This is a genomic window from Candidatus Wallbacteria bacterium (assembly GCA_028687545.1).
Classification (GTDB): domain Bacteria; phylum Muiribacteriota; class JAQTZZ01; order JAQTZZ01; family JAQTZZ01; genus JAQTZZ01.
The window spans coordinates 1-19,149 of record JAQTZZ010000001.1; the positions used below are offsets into that span (position 1 = coordinate 1).

The 19,149-nt window shown below is 46.3% G+C and carries 17 protein-coding genes and 3 tRNA genes; 9 read left to right on the top strand and 11 right to left on the bottom strand.

The window, feature by feature from the left end; translation table 11 throughout:
- Window positions 1-149 precede the first annotated feature (149 nt).
- Window positions 150-821: a tetratricopeptide repeat protein gene (locus PHW04_00005; GenBank protein MDD2714255.1), complete on the top strand. Its 672-nt coding sequence runs from the start codon at window positions 150-152 to the stop codon at window positions 819-821.
- A 109-nt stretch (window positions 822-930) separates the two neighbouring features.
- Here the strand turns inward: PHW04_00005 and PHW04_00010 are convergent.
- The 8 genes from PHW04_00010 to PHW04_00045 all read right to left on the bottom strand — a co-directional run bounded on the left by PHW04_00010 (window position 931) and on the right by PHW04_00045 (window position 9,309).
- Window positions 931-1,007 (bottom strand) — tRNA-Met (locus tag PHW04_00010).
- Between the two features lie 291 nt (window positions 1,008-1,298).
- A tRNA-Met gene (locus PHW04_00015) sits at window positions 1,299-1,375 on the bottom strand.
- 11 nt (window positions 1,376-1,386) lie between these two features.
- Window positions 1,387-1,473, bottom strand: a tRNA-Leu gene (locus PHW04_00020).
- A gap of 362 nt (window positions 1,474-1,835) precedes the next feature.
- Window positions 1,836-2,970 (bottom strand): peptide chain release factor 2 gene (gene prfB, locus PHW04_00025; GenBank protein ID MDD2714256.1). Its coding sequence is split into 2 segments (ribosomal slippage): window positions 1,836-2,906 and window positions 2,908-2,970, totalling 1,134 coding nucleotides; the frame shifts between segments, so codons are not numbered across the junction.
- Window positions 2,970-4,016, bottom strand: a complete 1,047-nt coding sequence (locus PHW04_00030) for a metal-dependent hydrolase (protein ID MDD2714257.1) — start codon at window positions 4,014-4,016, stop codon at window positions 2,970-2,972. The genes prfB and PHW04_00030 overlap by 1 nt, the downstream gene beginning before the upstream one ends.
- A gap of 1 nt (window position 4,017) precedes the next feature.
- Window positions 4,018-5,355: a tripartite tricarboxylate transporter permease gene (locus PHW04_00035; protein ID MDD2714258.1), complete on the bottom strand. Its 1,338-nt coding sequence runs from the start codon at window positions 5,353-5,355 to the stop codon at window positions 4,018-4,020.
- A complete protein-coding gene (locus tag PHW04_00040) occupies window positions 5,352-6,845 on the bottom strand; it encodes a hypothetical protein (protein MDD2714259.1) in 1,494 nt (497 codons plus the stop codon). Before PHW04_00040 ends, PHW04_00035 begins: the two co-directional genes overlap by 4 nt.
- 97 nt (window positions 6,846-6,942) lie before the next feature.
- Window positions 6,943-9,309, bottom strand: a complete 2,367-nt coding sequence (locus PHW04_00045; GenBank protein ID MDD2714260.1) for a clostripain-related cysteine peptidase — start codon at window positions 9,307-9,309, stop codon at window positions 6,943-6,945.
- 749 nt (window positions 9,310-10,058) lie between these two features.
- Between PHW04_00045 and PHW04_00050 the strand changes: the two genes are divergently transcribed.
- The 8 genes from PHW04_00050 (at window position 10,059) to PHW04_00085 (ending at window position 15,832) form a co-directional block, all read left to right on the top strand.
- Window positions 10,059-10,439, top strand: a complete 381-nt coding sequence (locus PHW04_00050; protein ID MDD2714261.1) for a DUF1016 N-terminal domain-containing protein — start codon at window positions 10,059-10,061, stop codon at window positions 10,437-10,439.
- Window positions 10,440-10,714: 275 nt separating this feature from the next.
- Complete coding sequence (locus tag PHW04_00055; protein MDD2714262.1) at window positions 10,715-12,718, top strand: tetratricopeptide repeat protein; 2,004 nt, start codon at window positions 10,715-10,717, stop codon at window positions 12,716-12,718.
- A gap of 5 nt (window positions 12,719-12,723) precedes the next feature.
- Complete coding sequence (locus PHW04_00060) at window positions 12,724-13,446, top strand: J domain-containing protein (GenBank protein ID MDD2714263.1); 723 nt, start codon at window positions 12,724-12,726, stop codon at window positions 13,444-13,446.
- A 55-nt stretch (window positions 13,447-13,501) separates the two neighbouring features.
- Window positions 13,502-13,975, top strand: a complete 474-nt coding sequence (locus tag PHW04_00065; GenBank protein ID MDD2714264.1) for a hypothetical protein — start codon at window positions 13,502-13,504, stop codon at window positions 13,973-13,975.
- Between the two features lie 29 nt (window positions 13,976-14,004).
- A complete protein-coding gene (locus tag PHW04_00070; protein ID MDD2714265.1) occupies window positions 14,005-14,184 on the top strand; it encodes a hypothetical protein in 180 nt (59 codons plus the stop codon).
- A gap of 11 nt (window positions 14,185-14,195) precedes the next feature.
- Window positions 14,196-14,990, top strand: a complete 795-nt coding sequence (locus tag PHW04_00075; GenBank protein MDD2714266.1) for an FRG domain-containing protein — start codon at window positions 14,196-14,198, stop codon at window positions 14,988-14,990.
- A 149-nt stretch (window positions 14,991-15,139) separates the two neighbouring features.
- On the top strand, window positions 15,140-15,454 hold the full coding sequence (locus tag PHW04_00080; GenBank protein ID MDD2714267.1) for a hypothetical protein: 315 nt from the start codon (window positions 15,140-15,142) through the stop codon (window positions 15,452-15,454).
- A gap of 87 nt (window positions 15,455-15,541) precedes the next feature.
- The gene (locus tag PHW04_00085) at window positions 15,542-15,832 is read left to right on the top strand and encodes a nucleotidyltransferase domain-containing protein (protein MDD2714268.1); all 291 of its coding nucleotides are present in this window, start codon (window positions 15,542-15,544) and stop codon (window positions 15,830-15,832) included.
- A 171-nt stretch (window positions 15,833-16,003) separates the two neighbouring features.
- Here the strand turns inward: PHW04_00085 and PHW04_00090 are convergent, their stop codons facing one another.
- From PHW04_00090 to PHW04_00100, 3 genes are read right to left on the bottom strand one after another with little or no spacing between them, the layout of a single operon-like run.
- Window positions 16,004-17,299: an ABC transporter permease gene (locus PHW04_00090; protein MDD2714269.1), complete on the bottom strand. Its 1,296-nt coding sequence runs from the start codon at window positions 17,297-17,299 to the stop codon at window positions 16,004-16,006.
- Complete coding sequence (locus PHW04_00095; protein MDD2714270.1) at window positions 17,296-18,015, bottom strand: ABC transporter ATP-binding protein; 720 nt, start codon at window positions 18,013-18,015, stop codon at window positions 17,296-17,298. Before PHW04_00095 ends, PHW04_00090 begins: the two co-directional genes overlap by 4 nt.
- Complete coding sequence (locus tag PHW04_00100) at window positions 18,015-18,995, bottom strand: hypothetical protein (protein ID MDD2714271.1); 981 nt, start codon at window positions 18,993-18,995, stop codon at window positions 18,015-18,017. The genes PHW04_00095 and PHW04_00100 overlap by 1 nt, the downstream gene beginning before the upstream one ends.
- Between the last annotated feature and the right edge of the window lie 154 nt (window positions 18,996-19,149).

The window sequence follows — 19,149 nt, forward strand, 5'->3', positions numbered from 1 at the left end:
CAACGCTATAGTTTTTTTGGCCATCGGTTTGCTCCTTTATTGAAACTTGGTCGTGGAAATTTTGGAGTTTCCGATGGCTATTATATTTTCAGACTGCTTTTTTTACACCACTTCCGGGGATTTTATCTAAAAAAGGCCGAGGTGTTGATGTGAAGCTTGGTTTTATTGCTATGTGTGCAATTCTGCTGATTGTTTCGTTTCCTTGTCTTGCTGAATGCGGAAGCTTTTTGGGAGATTTTTTTGATAAAACATTCCGAGATGAAGCCGTTAAAGGTGACCCTGAGGCTCAAAATTATCTAGGATGTAAGTACTTGAATGGACAAGGGGTTCCAAAGGATTATAAGCAGGCTAAAGAGTGGTTTCAAAAGGCAGCTGAGAAAGGTTATTCAGAAGCTCAGTTCAATCTTGGCCTTATGTATTGCAACGGCGATGGTGTACCGCAAGATTATAAGCGAGCATTGGAGTGGTATCAGAAAGCAGCAGATCAAGATTTTATTGAAGCTCAATATAACCTTGGACACATGTATTACAATGGCGATGGTGTATCGCAAGATTTTAAGCGAGCATTGGAATGGTATCAAAAAGCAGCAGATCAAGGTCAGCCTGGAGCTCAAAATAACCTTGGTGTCATGTATGACTTTGGCCAGGGAGTCCCACAAGATTTTGTGAAGGCACATTTCTGGTACAATTTGGCAGCTGCATCGGGATTAGAAAAAGCCCAAAAAAATCGTGATAATGTTGCCAAGAAGATGACCCCAGAACAAATTGCAAAAGCTCAGGAAATGGCTTCTGAATGGATGGAAAAGCATCCGAGTAAATAGAAAAAAATAAACATCCAAATGCCTTTTTACTAAAATTCACTGCATAAATCACTGCACATGAAAATCAGATCAACAAAAAACCCGCTCGGTTGAGCGGGTTTTGGATATTTGGTAGCGAGGAGTGGAATCGAACCACCGACAACACGGGTATGAGCCGTGCGCTCTAACCATCTGAGCTACCTCGCCATGTAGGCTGTTGAAAAACGGCCTCATGCGTCGTTGCACTCAGCTTCAGTCGGTCACCGTACTTTTAAGTACGTTTCCCTCCATCAGCTTCGCGCGCCTAGCAGCAGGCCGTTTTTGAACAGCCTTGCTGGATGGTACAGATCATTTTCAGTTTGTGGCTCTTGCAAACTTGTTTGCCTAGAGCCACTTGTCCCGCTGCAGCTGCAGCGGGGCGCCTCGCATTCAGGTGTTTTTGAGCAGCCTGATACAAGGCTACAGTAAAATGGCGGTTATTAGCCGCCAGTTCTTTTTTGGTTGCGGAGGCAGGATTTGAACCTGCGACCTTCGGGTTATGAGCCCGACGAGCTACCGGACTGCTCCACTCCGCGACGTGTTCTGTTGGTGCCGAGAGCCGGAATCGAACCGGCACGGGCTTGCGCCCACCGGATTTTAAGTCCGGTGCGTCTACCTGTTCCGCCATCCCGGCCCTGAAGCAATACTATTCTATGGTTTTCTCTTCAGTTGTCAATTAACTGACCTGATACCGGGTACCTAGTGGTTAGCCACGCTTAAATTTGTGGTTTCAGCCGGAGTGCCGGCGATTTGGATGCAAGGCGCGGTGAGGCGTCGATGTGGTGCATCGACAACGAACCGCAACGCAGCAGACGAATCGCCGCCACCCGGCAGCCTGTAAGGAGTGAAACATGATATCGGCCTGCTTCTTTGTCGCGGCTGTCGCGGCAACCAGCCCAGGTTGCCTTGTCGCCGCTTCGCGAATCAGTCTCGATCTCATGTTTCTGAAACCATAAATTTAAGCGTGGCTAACCACTAGGCAGGATTTCAAGGCTTCTATTCTTCCTCCACTTTTTTTCCGTGGATTTTCTTTTTTCCGCCCTTGGAAACCAGCAGATATTCCTTGATGAATTCGTCGATGTATCCGTCCATCACTTTCTGGATGTTGCCGATTTCGTGGTTTGTGCGATGATCCTTGACCAGGGTGTATGGCTGGAAAACATACGACCTGATCTGGCTGCCCCAGGAGATTTCCTTTTTCTCTCCCTTGAGGCTGGACAGGTTTTCTTCCATCAGGGCCTGGTAATGTTCATAGAGTTTGGCGTGCAGCATTTTCATGGCAGTGTTGCGATTGCTAAGCTGCGATCGCTCCTGCTGGCAGGAAACAACTATATTTGTCGGAATATGGGTGATCCGGATGGCTGATTCCGTCTTGTTGACATGCTGCCCGCCTGCGCCAGAACTGCGGTATGTGTCAACCCTGAGATCTTCAGGCTTGATTTCGAAACTGACTTCCTCATTGATTTCCGGGAAAACATCCACTGAGGCGAAAGAGGTGTGCCTTCTGGCATTGGCATCGAAAGGAGAGATGCGCACCAGCCTGTGCACGCCCTTCTCCCCCTTCAGATATCCGTATGCGAAAGGACCTTTCACCATCACAGTGACGCTTTTGATTCCGGCAATTTCGCCTGGCTGAAAATCAATCGTTTCGAACTGGTATTTTTTGATTTCGAACCAGCGGGTATACATGCGGTACAGCATCTGCGCCCAGTCCTGCGACTCTGTGCCGCCTGCTCCGGGATGGATGGAAAAATAGGCATTGCTGCTGTCGTATTTTTCGTTCAGAAGGAGTTTCAGCTCCATGTTTTCGAGCTGTTCGCGGAATTCAGTGAAGATAGTTTCCGCGTCTTTTTCCAGGGATTTGTCGTTGCTTTCCTTGTACAGTTCGATCACTGCGTGCAGATCGTCGTATTTGCCGATCAGATTCCGTTTTTCAGACAACAGTGATTTTTTTTCAGTGAGTTGTTTCATGATGTTCTGGGCTTTTTCCTGATCACTCCAGAACTGAGGGTCTTTGGTGGAATCCTCAAGAGCTGTGATGTCTTTTTCCAGATTCAGGTGGTCAAAGATAACCTCGAATTTCGGATAGTCTTTTCTGAAGTTTATCAACGGAATAAATGATTTCGTCCATCAGGATCCCTCCTCTTCGTTTTCTGCCTGCACTTCTTTAAGCTGCTCCTGCTCTACATTCAGGCTTGATTCAGCCAGCATCTTGGTAGTCAGGAATCCTATCGCAATGATGAAAGTCAATGGCAGGAAAAAGGCCCAGGCCATGTATTCCACCAGTGAAGAATTGAAAACCCGTTCGTTCGAGAAACGATTCAGGTTGTAAACAATGGCGAGCAGAGTGAGCCAGACAGTAATGAAATTGGGCCAGGCGTCTCCTGAATGCATCCACTTCAGTCCCTGTGCCCGCTCGCGGGTGATCGGCCAGTATAGATTCGATCCCATGTATCCCAGCTGATCTTCCAGGATATGGATCGAGAATCCCCCGAAGATCGCCAGGCCATACATTCGGGCGATATCCCAGTGCCCTGAATAGGAAGTCAGCAACCCGTATAGCAGGAAACCGATCGCTCCCAAGATCGCTCCCAGCACCAGACTGTGGCTCCAGGCCCTGTGCCAGGGAAGAAACTCGGCTTCCACCCGGCCGTCGCCGAGTTTTTTGAAGGCAAAAGAGGGGCCGGAAAAGATGTCAACATAGGTGGCCTTTTCATATGTGTGCAGGATCTTCGTCTTGGTGACTGCAGTGGCGACCGGGGCTTTGTCGTGATCGAATTCACCGATTGGATTTTTGGACATGTTAACTGTGGGACCAAGTTTGACTATCACCTGGTTTTCCAGAAACCGGACAGTGTATTGGCGGAACAGGTCTGCCCCCAGTTTGATGGTGTTGAGCTTCAGTTTGACGAGGCGGGATTCGGTATAAGCCTGATCTATAGCTTTGGCAATCGTATCCGCGATTTCCTGCAGATCCGGATTTTCCGAAGTTGGTGAAACAATGTATTCTTCCTGATAAAAGAATCTGGCTACCTTGAAATCCAGGGTATCCGGGAGTATCCCGAAAATTCCACCGATAACTATGATCATGGAGTGATCATTTTGTGCCATCTGCACCGCCTGCGATGAAAAAGTCGCTAAAGCTGCACCGGAAACAAAGTGCGATAATCCTTTCATCTTAAACCAGCCCCATCCATTTTGCGACAGCAGGGCCTATACCCAGCATGTTGAGAGTGATAGGTATCAGCAGAACTCCCATCAGATTGCTCCGCCTGGAATTGAAGACCACTGGAATCAGGCCGATGCCGGTGGCTGCATAAGTGATCAGGAGTCCTTTCAGCCCGGTGAAGGCGAACACCAGGAAGATCAGAAAAAAGAGCGTAGCCATAGAGATTTTCTGATAAGGCACTTTCTGAATCAGGGCGATCACCCATTTCGTATAGAGAAGAGTCAGATAAAAAGCCAGTGCAGAGCTGATCAGGATCGCGGCTATTGCCAGGTAATACTCGTAATAACCTTTCGGAGTGTAAATCGTGGACAGCATCCAGGACATTCCGCCGCGGGTGATGTCATTGTTCGGCAGGAAGAACAGGAAGAACGAGCCGACGTAATAGATAAACTTGGAAACCCCCTGCGAGAGCATGAAAATCCGTTCGTCATGCTGGGCTGTGGCATGTCCGGCCATCAGGCCTCCGATGCCGCCGGTGACAAGGGGAAAGATGGCGGCGAATCCGCCTCCGAGCGCACCTGAACCTGTGCCACGGGAGATCAGGTCCGCGTCCAGGTCAATGCTTCTGCTGATGTATTGCTTCGGGATGGAAGTATTGGAGAGGATATTCTGCAGCACCCATGGTATGGCGAAAAGGCCGACAAAAGCAGGCATCAGATTCTGGAAGGACATCTCCACATTCACGAATGGCCTGTAGACCATGATCATGCCGAGTATTCCTGCGAGGAACATGGCCAGCATGCCTGAGCCGATACTTTTCCAGGCATCGAAGAAACGCGCCCAGGGGCCTGCGACGATGTCGCCTCCTTTTGGGAATTCCGACAGTATCATGTAAGCCATCACAAGAGCCAGCAGCCATCCCAGATGCGGCATGATGACGTTGCGGAGCAGCGGGACAAATGTGGGAGCAAGGGGAAAGATGAAGAGCAGGAACGCCGCAGCTCCCAGTCCTCCGATGGCTGAGATAAGCACTGCATCATAACCCTTGCCAAGCATCAGGAACTTTTGTCCGGGCATCACCATGAAGACCGAGGCTTCATCAGGTGCGCCCAGAAATACGCTGGGGATGGTGTTTACGATCGAATATCCCACTACCAGGGCCAGCATGAAAGACATCAGATACATGGGATCTTCCTGAATAAAAGGAAATTTGGCATAAATGGTGGCGATAAACACGACCACCACGCTCGCCACGTTATAGATATGCAGAGCCGGAATACAGGCAAGTACAGAGGAAATCAGAGTCCCCAGCACGATCATCAGAAGATGCAGGAGAATGCTGATCATGGAATTTCCTCCAGAGCGGAATCCTGGTCGATAATGATCTGCAGCTTGTCGTTGTATTTGTTGAGTCTGCCCGAAACGCGCAGTTTTTTATCTTTGGCGACCTGTGGAGGAAGCTCCGGAAAGTTCGCAGACCAGAAAATCAGTTCGATTTCAGCGCTCGCGAAAGTCAAAACAGCCTTGTGATTCTGTTTTGCTCCGAAAACCTCGATCTTCGAAACTGTTCCAGTTGTTTCCACATTTTTTCCGACCAGGGAGTCATTGATCTCAGGGATTTTCTTTTCTTCTGTGGTTAAAGTTTGAGCAGTCCCGGAAACAATCTGGAGATCATCTTCATTGTTCAGACGCAGCTGCAGATTGTCCCTGTATTTATCAATTTCTGCGCTGACCTTGATTTTCGCCCCCACACCGAATCCCGGATTCCGCACAAGTTTTGCATAGACGCTTTTCCAGGCTACCAGCTCGATGGAGCCGCTGCCGTCATTGATGGTGATCAGATTTGGGGATTTCGGGCCAGGCAGAATTTTGCAGTTTTCAATATTGGCTTCAATCACAACCAGGCTTTTAATCATGCTTTCGGTGAGAGTCGCGATGGTTGTCTGTTCGAAACTTTTTTCAGGCTTTAATTCGATGCTGGTTTCCGCAGCAGACCCTGCCGGTGCTTCGACCATGATTGTAAGGTTTTTAGAGTTTTTGACCCAGAGCTGCAGCTTACCCATATACTGGTCTACGAAAATATCGGCCTTGACCTGTGCGCCGACTCCGAAACCCTTTAGAGCGGCAAGTTCCTGGTAAGTGTTTTTCCACATCTCGAGCCTTCCTTCATCCGACTCGTCACGGATGCGGATCTCGTTGGGAGCTTTACCCGGTTTTTCAATCAATTCTATGATTTCTCCGTGAATCCGGATTTTTTCATTGATCCTGGTTTCATTGATTTCGTGAAGGGAAAGCTCTTCCGCTTTTCTGGAGTCGATCTTGATCTGGTCCGGGCTCTGGATGATCATGCTGACGCTGCCTTCTTTGATCTTGAGGCTGCCTGCCACGTCCACCATATCCCCTGCTTCGGGAAGCAGTTTGCGTTCCTTGAGTCTGTTGGCGATGTCGGTATAAGCTTTGATCTGAATGCTGCTGTCCAGAGCCATGCCATCCGCGCTGTCGTTGAGAGTGAAATTCAGTCCGCCGTAATCGTTGATCATACCGCTGCTTTTGGCGATGCCATGGACGCGCACATAGGCGAAATTCATCGTGGGTTTGACCTCGTTCACCTTGATCACAGGAAGTTCCCTGTTGAGGGAGGCGAGGTAGAGAAAGAACAGACCTGTGAAGGCCATGATCAGGGCCACGATTTTCACGAGCTTGACTGAGAGTCTTTTATAGACTTCCCGTCCGCAATACGGGCAGCGGTCATAAGGACCGACAAAGCGCCCGCAGCTCGGGCAGACTGTCTCTATATTTGCGTTAAAAACCTGATCGTCTTTTTTTTCTGCGCTCATTTGCACTCCCTGGCTGAAATGGATCAAACCAAGGTAACAGAAGGGCGTAGAAAATTCAAACTGAATTGCGCCCTATGCAGAATGTGATCCTGAGATCTCACATCCCTGAGCGCTGAAACTGACTTACAGAGTCCAGAACCGTTTTTAGAGCCACTGAATTCTGCTTTTCGGAAAGCTTGGCAGGAGTTCCCGCTCCGGATTCGCCAATCAAAGTTTTTTCTGTGAGATTGATCTTCAGATTCAATTGATCACCCAGTTTAAAGCGGCTGGAATCGTCGGGAGCTGTCGCAAGTTGCTTTTCAATCAAGAACATTTCCTCAATTCTCTCTTTTGCCCCAGGCATGAGCAGCTTCACTATTTGATTCATGATCGACAGCCTGGCCTCTTTTGAGGCAATAGCTTCAAAGCCGAAACCGAGATATACGATCCTGTAATTTCCAGTGTTCACAAACAGACCGGCACCACCTGCTCCTTTGTAATTCAGGCAGAGCTTCGCAGGTGCGAGGGCCTCTATTTCATCCGGATGAGACTGGTTGTCTGCACCGCCTGCGCCTGAAATGTTGAATTCCAGGCCTGTAAAGTCCCCGCATCCTGAGATTGTCCTGCTTTCACACTCGCTCTGAGAGCAGGAGGCGTGGAGATAACTCGTGTAAATGTCGAGCTTTTTCCATTTTTCGGCAAAGTCCTGGCCTGACAGGAAAAGAGAGCCTCCGGCAGCGAGAAATGCTTTCAGGCTCTGCGGATCCATGTCTGCGACATAGGAGCCGAGCGGTGCAAAATAGATTACCATGCCGCCAAGATAGTGTTTCAGAAGCCCGGCCGAAGGTTTTCCGTCTGTACGCACATTCCAGACGTCATAGCCGATGCCTGCTGATTGCAGGGCTTCTACATAATATGCAGAATATCGGTCATTGATATTTTCGGTTACCAGCAGCACGCGATTTTTCACTTCAAACTGGGATTTTATCATCATGCTGAATAACTGTGAGGAAGTCTTGCCGTCCAGTGTCACGGAAATTGTCACTTCCAGGGACTGTTTAAGCGGAGAATCACTGTTTACTGTGAATTTCAGCCCTTCCTGAACAGCTTCCCCTGAGCCGGGAATTTCGGCGAGAACGGCTGTCTGGCATTCGATCCTGATCAGAGGATTGTCGGTGGAAAGAGTCAGAACCGCATTGGCAGCCTGGGAAAGTCCCTGATTCTGCACAGTCACTTTCAAGTCGATCGATTCGCCTGGGGAAACAATGCCGTCGTCATTTCCGTCTGAAAATTCTATGCTTTTAATTGATAATGAAGGGTATTGCGGATAATACAGCTTGTCCAGGAATTCGTCCCAGCGGTTTTCTTTGGAGAAATCGAGCGACAGATACGGCTTTCTCAGGCTGTCATACTGTGCTTTTTTGGGAACGAAAATTGAGAGCCCTTTTGCGGCCGCCAGATTCTTGCCTGTACTGCCAGATGCGGCAATCACCGGATTTAGATTGACCAGGCTTTTGAAAATCCGGTTGGATTTCTCCTTTATATCAGCGTCATTAACTGTTTCTCCGATCAGTTTTACCAGATCAGGCAGATCCTTGTATTCCGGAAAATAGAATTGCTGAGTGCCGGTGAAAGCAGTCAGGTAATCGTCATAAAAATCCGGCTTGGTAGAGAGAAAATCCAGATATTCATTGAATTCAGCAGAGAAGCTGTCGAATCTGACGCAATTCACAGCTGAGAGAGTAGAAGCGCTGTCCCCCTGCGAGCCGCCTGAATAGGAAGCCCTGTATTTTTCGACAGCCATCACGGAAAATTCAAGCGGAGTCATCTCCGGTTTATCTACAAGAGCCCCCAGAATATCATTGTAAGGCCAGCCGTCGTTAGGGGACACTTCTTCGGAAAATATCAGCTGCTCCAGATTATCTTTCATTTCCCAGGCCACTTCGATCATTCCCATCAGGCAGGCATCGAAACCGAACACGTCGATCCTGCGGCCGATCACTGCTTTCATGGCTTCTGTCAAAGCCTTGAGCTGGACCGTGCTGATGCAGTTGCCGCTCTGATCGTCGTATGAGACATTTTTAACCGGTTGGGGAGCTCTTCCGCGCCAGCCTGTGCCGTGATTCCAGATCAGAAAGCAGTAATGCTCTGCCGGGTGGTTTTCCACGCCCCACTGGAAGAATTTCAGGGCTTCGTGCCAGTCTCCCATGTCGATTTCGCCCATCTGCTCAGTGACAAGTTCATCCTTTTTCACGAAATGCCGTTCTGTGTCATTATTACTGTCGTGATCCTGAAGAACTACTATGTCTACCTGGTCAGAGGACCCTATTTTCTGCATTTCCCTGACATCCCCGATCCCGGCCTGGTCCAGGGTATTGTCGCCATTGAGATAGACCATGAATGTCCACTTTTTTTCAGAAGCCTGAAGATGGGAAGCAGGCAGGAACAAGCTGCAGAGAAGCAGAAAACACAGTATCCTGATCATATACCCCTCGCTTTCATACTATTGATCTGAATTAAGTATGGCCGATCTGCAGGGGTATTCCAGTTACAATTTACTGCGCCTTTCTCATACAGTTCAGCCAGGATATGATCAAAAGCACCGATTAGGGCGAAGATGGGGTCTGGTTGTTCCCGATCTTTTACCCAAGCCACAACCTGACCCCATCGGGAGGCATGCCAAATATAGTCAAAGGGAGGGTTTGCCCCTCCCTTTGAGATCCTACCCATCAGAGGGGCTCCGCCCCTCTGAACACCCCGGCGGGGAGTAAATGGATTCTACTTCTTTCACAAAATGCTATTGCCATCAGTTTGATAATAAAAATGATCTGCAGAATGACAAAGACTCTGCGTCTTTACCCACGGTTTGGAGCGGCCCTCTCGACCCCGCCCAAACCGGGAGCGGCTAAGAAAGGTTAAGGAAGAAATAGGGAAAGAGATAACCAGATCCTGCATTGATAATTCAATTCCAAACTACTGATTTACGGTTTCTTCGGCAAAAAGACCAGTTCCTTGCCAATTTCGGCATGAAACCCCTCAGAGGCAGAAGCAAAGCCAAGAAAAAGCCGCAGCAGTAAGCCATTCATCCCGCAACGGCAAAGCTTCAAAGCCTTGCCGTTGCGGTTATGTCGCTCCAGATGTAGTATATAATGAGATGGAAAAAAGTCACAAAGAAAGTACCATCCTTAGTATCCCTGTTAGATTCGGATCTATTCAACTCTTGGAGCGCCAACCATGTTGAGAAGTAAACCGACCAGGCGAACTGATGTGACTGTCTTACCTGCCAAAACGCCGGCTTTGTTGCTGGCCGATTTACGGGAATTGATAATGCAGGCCCGTGAAGGGGTTGCACGGGCTGTTGACTCCGGACTTGTGACACTTTATTGGCATGTGGGGCAGCGCATCAGGCAGGACATTTTGAAAGAAAAGCGGGCGGAGTATGGGAAAAGAATAGTGCACGCATTGGGTGCATTATTGACTGCGGAATCCCCGCTGGGAGTAATTCTCTGTGCAGGTAAGAATGATCAGCATGTTGAACTGCTCAACCCTGAAAAGAACGGGATCCATATTGCCAGCTACAGGACAGAAGCTTTACCGAAAGCCGTGCTGGAATAAAAGCTGCGTGAAGCTGTGCGCCTGGCACGTTTACGGCTGGAATCCAAGAAGATCTGACTGTCCGAAAATTAGGAAAAGAAAAATAGGAGAAGATGGGGACATGTCGTTCTTTAGAAGCTGTTATTCTGAGCGTAGCGAAGAATTACTGCTTCTTAATCCCCGAAGTGGGACCAAATCTCTTTCCCAAGCCACGACGTGTCCCCTTCGTTTGAAAAATTTGCTGCTGTGTGGAAACCGATAAATAAAAACAGGTAGAATTCCAACGGGAGAGAGTCATGTCGAATGCATGCAAAGAAAAAGTTCGTTGCACTCTGTGTGGAATGGAATCAGAATTTCATGTGCTTCTTAGTACAATCGTATATGGTTCTTCCGACTTGGATACCCGGCCTCCTGAAATGCAGAGATCTACTATCGGTTTCTTGGTACAGCGATGTCCTGTTTGCGGATTTTGTGCTTCTGATATCAGCGATCCATGCCCTGAAGCTCAAGCAGTGGTAAATGACCAGGAGTATAAAAATCAGTTGAATGATCCATCCTTTCCAGAACTGGCCTCATCCTTTATGTGCAAGGCCATTTTGGATAAGAAGTCAAAAAACTATGCTGAAGCCACCTGGGCGTTAGTCCATGCAGCTTGGGATTGTGATGACTCCTCCGATCATGCGAATCAAGCGGTTGCTTGTCGGCAGCAAGCGGCGGATATGCTCATTCTTGCAGAAAATCATTGTCAGCAAATATCGGATCAAGAAGGAGTGAGTACCTTAGTTCTCGTTGATCTTCTGCGTAGAGCGGGTCAGATAGATCATGCAAGACAGGTGATCTCGGAACGGAGAAGCAAGATTATTAATGACGAGATCGTTCAAATTTTAGACTTTCAAACTATGTTACTCGACAAGAAGGACTTGCTTTGTCATACCACATCAGAACTTTTTCTTGAAGGATATCAGAAGGCCGCTGATCAGGGTGATGCTGTTGCCCAATTCAAACTTGGTGAATTGTATGCCAATGGACAGGATGTTCCGCAAGATGACAAGCAAGCTGCGAATTGGTATCAGAAGTCAGCTATTCAGGGTCATGCAGATTCTCAGTACAAGCTTGGTATCATGTACGCCAAAGGATATGGCGTACCACAAGATAATGTGCAAGCTTTGAGCTGGTTTCAGAAAGCCGCAGATCAGGGCAGCGCAGAAACATTGTTCAATATTGGTTGCTTGTATAACTATGGCCAGAGAGTCCCACAAGATTACAAACAAGCTTTGCATTGGTATCAGAAAGCAGCTGATCAGAATCATGCAGAGGCTCAATACAATCTTGGCCTCATGTATGACCATGGGCAGGGCGTTCCACAAGATTTTAAGCTTGCTATGAATTGGTATCAGAAGGCGGCTAATCAGGGTCATGTTGAGTCTCAATACAGACTTGGCTTTATGTATGCCAATGGCCAGGGTGTGCCACAAGATAAAATGCAAGCTGTGAACTGGTTTCAGAAAGTCGCTGTTAAGAGTAAGCCAGCAACTCTGTTCAATCTTGGCAGCATCTATTACCACGGTAAGCTTGTCCCGCAAGATTACAAGATAGCTTTTATGTGGTATCAGAAAGCCGCTGCTCAGGGTGACGCAGATGCCCAGCGTCATCTTGGTTTCATGTATGACCATGGCCTGAGTGTTCCACAAGATTACAAGCTTGCTTTTGATTGGTATCTGAAAGCTGCTGAGCAAGGAGGCGCAGGAGCCCAGTTCTATCTTGGTAGCATGTATTATCAAGGCCAGGGTGTACCACAGAATTATCAGCTGGCTTTGCAGTGGTTTCAGAAAGCCGCTGATCAAGGTTTGGGCAGTATTGCCGATGCCCAGTTCTGTCTTGGTAACATGTATTACTTTGGCCGGGGAGTAATGCAAGATTTTAAGCAGGCTATGCAATGGTATCTTAAGGCGGCTATACAAGGTTTTGCTGATGCTCAATACAATCTTGGTGTCATGTTTGACCAAGGCCAGGGAACCTCAATTGATTATGAACAATCTATGAATTGGTATCAGAAAGCTGCTGATCGGGGTAGTGACGAGGCTCAATACAATCTTGGTCTCATGTATGCCAATGGCAGAGGGGTTCTACAAGATTATTTAAAAGCTCATTTCTGGTTTAACCTTGCAGCTGCTTCAGGAAAAGAAGACGCAAAAAAAAATCGAGATATTATTGCTGAAAAGATGACATCCGCTCAAATAGCTGAAGCTCAGAAAATGGCATCTGATTGGAAACCGAAAAGTAAATATTCTTTCTCATAAGGATTATGGATAATTTGAACAAAGACTATTATACAATATTAGGAGTCGGCCCCGATGCCACTCTTGAAGAGATTAAAGAAGCATATCACTCTAGGGCAAAAATTTTGCATCCAGATCGTTTTGATCCTAAAACCCAACCTAATGAATTCAAAAAAGCCAATGATATGATGGCTGATTTGATTGAGGCATTCGAATTTCTGAAAAAAAATCGAAGACAAAATAAATTTGAAGTCAAAAAGGATTCAACAGATTCAAAAAATCAAAGTGAAGCTCAGCCATCTGCTTCCGCAGAACAAAAGCAGGATTCGAAACCACAATACCCAGATCCTCAGACTCCACTAAACCAACAAAGCGATGGGAAAAGATGGATTATACAGTTTACTGTTTTAATGGTGGTTATAGCATTGATTGTATTATCTAAAAATTCTAGTGGGCTTACCCCGGTATTGAAAATTCTGCATATGCATAACCTTGCTGATCTTGTTGCACATATCTATGCTGGAATTGGGGTTTTATGGGCATCACTTTATATAAGTTGTGCTGCTTATGTAAAGATAAAGCAAAACCAATTTCATCGTGAGGGGTGGCGTCGAGCTTACGAATGGATTAAGATTTGTTTATTAGCATTGTTTGCAATTTGCTTTTTTGCGCCACTCTCAATGGCTCTTTGGCCAGTACTGCTTTACTATCAGTTCTTTAATGGAAAAAAATCAAAGAAGGAAAAATAGCCTAAAAAAAATTCAAAGGCAATGAAATGATAAATTGTTTTGGGAGAAAATAGTTATGAATACTAGTGACACAGAAGACGAAAAACCATTCAGTTTTACATTCCATGCAGAAGTCGACAGTATCATTACGGACCTTCGTGACTATCTTGAATTTTCAAAGAAAATCGAAAAGTTGATTAAGGCAGGAGAATCCAAATTACAGGGAAAAATTTCCGAGGGGGTGAAAAAAGTGCCCGAAGAGGAGCAAATTGATGTTAATGATAACTACGATTGGGAACGACATCAATATCAAAATTTATTTCCCTCGATGCATCGCGAATCGATGTTTATCACCCTCTACAACTTTCTTGAACACAATCTCAATGAAGTCTGCAAAAAAATCGGAAATGAACTTGAAAGCAAATCCTATTGGATAATCTTCACGGAAAAGGAATCGAAAGAGCTTTATTATTTCTTAAAAAAGTCCCCGAGTTTGAACTTACGAAAATCAACAACACGATCTCCTTTATCAAGAATGCAAACCGTTTAAGGAATATTATTGTTCACAATGGGGGCGTCTTGCCAAAAGAAGAAAAAGAAAAGGTGAACATTTTTGTAAAGGATATGCAAAAGTATCTTTACGGAAAACCTGGAGATGTATTGAAAATCTTTGGAAACTTTAATCCTCTGTTTGTTAAAAACATTCAAACGATGTTTAAGGAAATCAAGAGTGAGATGCAACGATTTAGGACCAGATAGAGAGGTGGGAAATGATACAAAATTTCATTATTGAAAAATTAGAAGATTTTTTTAAGGTTTTCGCTGAGCTGGAATGGAATACCGAAAACTTTATTTTTCGGGGAGTTTCAAATCATGAATATGAACTACTCCCTAAAATATTTCGCAACGGATTCACATCAGATGAAGAAAAAAGACATTTTATTGATACTCATGAATATAACGCCGAAAGAGAAATGAAAATATATAAAACATGGAAAAAAAAGGCGTATTCATATTTAAACTCATATAATATTGTTAATCAATGGGAACGCCTTGCTATTGCTCAACATTACGGATTATGTACTAGGCTTCTTGACTGGACAAGAAATCCAATGGTTGCAGCATATTTTGCTGTTAATTCCCAGTCTGTTGAAGATTGTGCTATCTGGGCTTTGAGCTTTACTGACTCAGACTATATTGACAAAAGTTATTATGACCAGGACATTGATTCTTTTTCCGGTTTTTTTCTTTTTCAGCCGATCGATACAGATCGTCGCATTACAGCACAGAATTCTATTTTTTCAGCTCAGAGTTTTCCAATATCAATTACTAATTTTTTCAATGAGGGAGAACCAGCAGATCTCCAGCGTCTAAAAAAATACAAAGAGGAACAGCGTTTTCTGCAAACGTCCACTCTGATAAAAATTGTTATAAAGAATGAATTGAAAAATAAGCTTTACCGTGTGCTTCTGTCATGGGGAATAAATAAAGGCAATTTATTTCCCGGTTTAGAAGGTGTTTCTTCCGGATTGACTGAACAAATTAAGGAGTTAAAGTTCTTTTAATTAGGGAAAAGTAGGGACGGAGCCTGACTTTGGGGCTGAGGAGCGTCCGCTTATGATGAGTAGACATTTTGATCCCGGTCCGAAAGATAAGGGAGACAGATGAATAAGTTGGGCCGTATATTCTAATTAATGAAAAGAAAGGTGGTATGATGAAAAAAGGCGTGATTTGCAATGATTTTATAGGCACATGGAAATGCATTGATGATGACTGCCCGACTCGTTATATAGTTGAGAGGAACCGTTCTGGACATCTTCAAATAAATGCCTATGATATGGATGATAATGAAAGGCTGGAGGTGGATAATGTTAAGGCGACTAAAAGGACGATAAAATTCGATTTGTTTGTTCCATCAAATGGCTATAGGTCGTGCCATCATTTCAGACTTATAAAAAATGGTACGATCCTTCAAAAAATTACAATTTCTGAGATTTGGGTGAAGGAACACCAGCGCGATGGTGCCTGACTTAGTGGCTGGTAGGAAAGAGTGGATGATTGTAACGGTTTGCGGGAGATTCGGGTATAATTTTGATAAATAACATAGGAGAAGGCAATGGGCAAAAAAGAAATCATAGCCTTGTTGCGCGAGTATAAGAATAATTTCACCGAAAAATATGGGATTGGTTCCCTGGGTTTCTTTGGTTCAATGGCCCGCGGCGAAGCACGCGAGGACAGCGATCTTGACATAGTCGTCACCATTGAAAAACCTGATCTTGTCGTCCTTTCCCGCATCCGCATCGAGATCGAGGAAATGATTCACAGGCATGTGGATATCGTGCATTACAGGAAGAACATGAATAAGTTTCTCAAGGACAGGATCGACAGAGAGGCGGTTTATGTTTGACAGGCTCATCAGCATTTCAGCATCAGCGCAGATGCAGTCTTCAAAACCTGCCATGACGATGTTCCGGTTCTCCTGGAAACGGTGCTGGTGTTGATGAAAGATATTACTGCAGGATAATCTGAAATTTTGTTACCGTATCTCATCGCGATGGTCTGGAACTAAGCACAGATGTCAGATCTGCGGCTTTCTTTTTCCGAAATTGAGCTTCATGGTGAGGATGAGGTCTGTGCTGAAAATCCAGGCTGCGATGGAGACCAGGATTAGGAAGCAGATGAACTGGTAAATGATTCCATAGACGATCAGGCTGTAATTACCCAGGAAGATGTTGGGCGGAGCGAGGAACGGATAGGAGAAGGGATTGGCGTAAATTATGACCTTGAGGGCAGGCGAGAGCGTGGAAATATCGAAGAAAATGCAGAGAAAATAGGGGAGCATCACCAGGATCATCAATGGGGTGATCAGACCCTGCACGCTTTTGGCGTTTTCTGCGAATACGCTCAGGATCACGGCCAGCGAGAGTGCGCAGAGGATCCCGAGGAACAGCACGACTCCAAGCAGCAGGTAGCCTTTTACCCCAAGCAGCAGGCCGAGCTGCTGGAGAGCTGAGGTAAGGCGGCCGTCAGTCAATCCGTGTGCGCTTTCTCCGCCTCCGAGATTCTGGATGCCTTCCATGTATCCCTTGAAACCCCACATATAGAAAAGGCACATGGCCAGAGCGATGATCGCTGCGGCCAGCATCTTGGCGATAATGATGGACTTGCGGCTGACAGGGCAGGAAAGAAGAGTTTCCAGGGTTTTGTCTTCTTTTTCAGTGGCCACTGCTGAGGCCAGCATCTGGGCTGCCATGATGATCACCATGAATAGGATCACTGGAATGAAGCTCACCTGCTGTGAAATGAACCCATAGATATCATATGGATTGGTTTTGGCCATCCGCTGCCCGATCACCACATGTTTTTCTTCCAGCACAGGGTTTTTGAGGAACGCGATGTTTGCGCCTGGGAACTGCTTTTCCATCAAAAGGTTGCTGAGGATTTTTTTGACGTCTGCCATTACATCGTCCAGGGATTCACCGCTCATCATCCCTTTGAGGGAGAAATTGGAGAGCAGGGTGTATGTATTCAATGTTCGATGCTCTCCGGAAGCGATTCCGCTGGAGAAATCTTCCGGAATTTCTATGACAGGACTTTTTTTCCCGACAGCCTGGCGCTTTAGAGTTTCTTCCAGACTGCCGCTTAACACTAAAATCTCGTAACTGTCTGATAATTTCCGGATCAGGAGCGATGAATATTCACCCTTGTCCTGATTCAAAATCATCACTGGAGGTTTTTTTTCGATCTTTTCGGCTTCTTTTTTCATGAGTTTCCCCATGAAGTTGAAAAGGATTATTACAACCACCAGCGGGATCACCAGCTGGGGAGTGAAAAGCTCGCGCAGTTCTTTTTTCAGGAGTGCCAGAAATTTCATGCTACCACCCTGGCGAAAACCTCTTCCAGATTCCGCACACCGTATTTTTCCTTGAGTGCATCAGGGGTTCCGGTTTCGTAAATCACACCTTTATCCATGATTGCCACCCGGTCTGAGAGGAACTCGATTTCCAGCATGTTATGGCTGGAAAGAAGAATGGAAACACCCTCAGCCGCAAATTCGCGGATGATCCTGCGGATGTCGAGGGCATTCAGAACATCCAGACCGCTGGTGGGTTCATCCAGGATCGCGAGCCTGGGTCTGGTCATCAGAGCGCGGGAAAGCAGCAGCTTGCGGGTCATGCCTTTACTGTAGGTCCTGATCTTGTCCGACAGGCGTGCGTTGAGGCCGTTAATCCGTTCGGCTGTAGCCACGAACTGATTTTGAGCAGCTTTATCGCATGAAAAGAGAGCTGCCATGAATTTCAGGTAGGCGCGTCCGGTCAGGTTTTTATAAGCCCCGGATTCCTCGGGCAGATAGCTGATCAGTTCCCTGATATGTGAGGGATCCCGGGCCAGGTCCGTATCACAGACCATGATTGTGCCTGAACCCGGAGTGAGCAGAGTGGCGATGATTTTGAGCGTGGTGGATTTACCTGCCCCGTTGGGTCCGATCAAGGCGAAAATTTCTCCCTGCCTCACATCAAAACTGACGCCTTTGACTGCCTCTATCTTGCCGTAGCTTTTGCGCAGATCTCTGACTGAAAGAGCTTCCATCACTGTCCTTTTGCGATGTTGAAATATTTAAAGAGGAAGTCCTTGAAATTTTTAAAGTAAAAATCATTGAATCCTGCTGCGTCCTTGATCAATCCCATTTTTATCAGGGCATTGGTCATCTTGTTCATGGATGTGTCATTGACTTTTTCGTTGATCAGGGTCTCGAAGAATTCCATTTTCATTTCGCGGGAGGCCAGCAGATAATCCGCAACATAATGCAGAAAATAGTAACTGACTGCATAGCAGTGGTGGGTGTCGGAATTCCCGATATCAAAATAGTCATGGGTACCGTCGAAAGCATTCAGCATTTTTCCATTTACCAGGTCTTTCTTGAGTATGGAAAGCTCCCATTGAAAATATGAATCCTGATCCAGGGTGCCGTTGAGATAAATTGCATACTGGGCAAGCGATTCAGTGATTGCACGGTCTATGAAATTGACTGGTTCGGGGTTGGCGTTGTCATAAATATTGTGGGTGAATTCGTGGGCCATGGTGCCGTAAGCGTCGATCTCAGGCTGCACTGATGCCATGGTCAGATAATCGACCTGCATCCTCTGATTGAAAGGCAGCCAGTAGTATCCGAGGATCGGCTTCATGTCCGCAGTGACTTCCATGCTGTAGTAAAACCAGTCGCGGATCGCGGCAGTCAGAATGATGAACTTGCCGTTGTGGTCTAGGTCAGTGGGCTGTCCGAAATAATCCGAGAATACAGGGTAGATGGCGTCGAACCTGTTGCAGAGCTTGTCGATGAATTCAGGCGACGGTTCATCCTTGGGTTTCAATTTGTCTTCAACGAACATGATGGTGTGTTCGCCGATCTTCCGGCAGGTGAAGTCAGCCTGATAGTAGCCTGCCTCCATCGAGTCCGCGCCCTTGATCGGGTCGAACTGCCAGAAGCTTTCCTTAGTTCCTATGGAATAATCCTTTGCAGCAAGATTGAAAGCTGAAACGAGCAGCAGTGCCAGAAAAATCCCCTTCATGTTTCCCCCGTGGAGATTGATTTGGCTGCATCATACTACCTGGCAATGATAAATACAATTAATCGACTTATTTGACCTGAATCCTGTTTCAAAACTCCACTGGTTATTGTGACTTTCATTAAGTAAAAGAAATATTGACAAAGCAGTGCGAAGG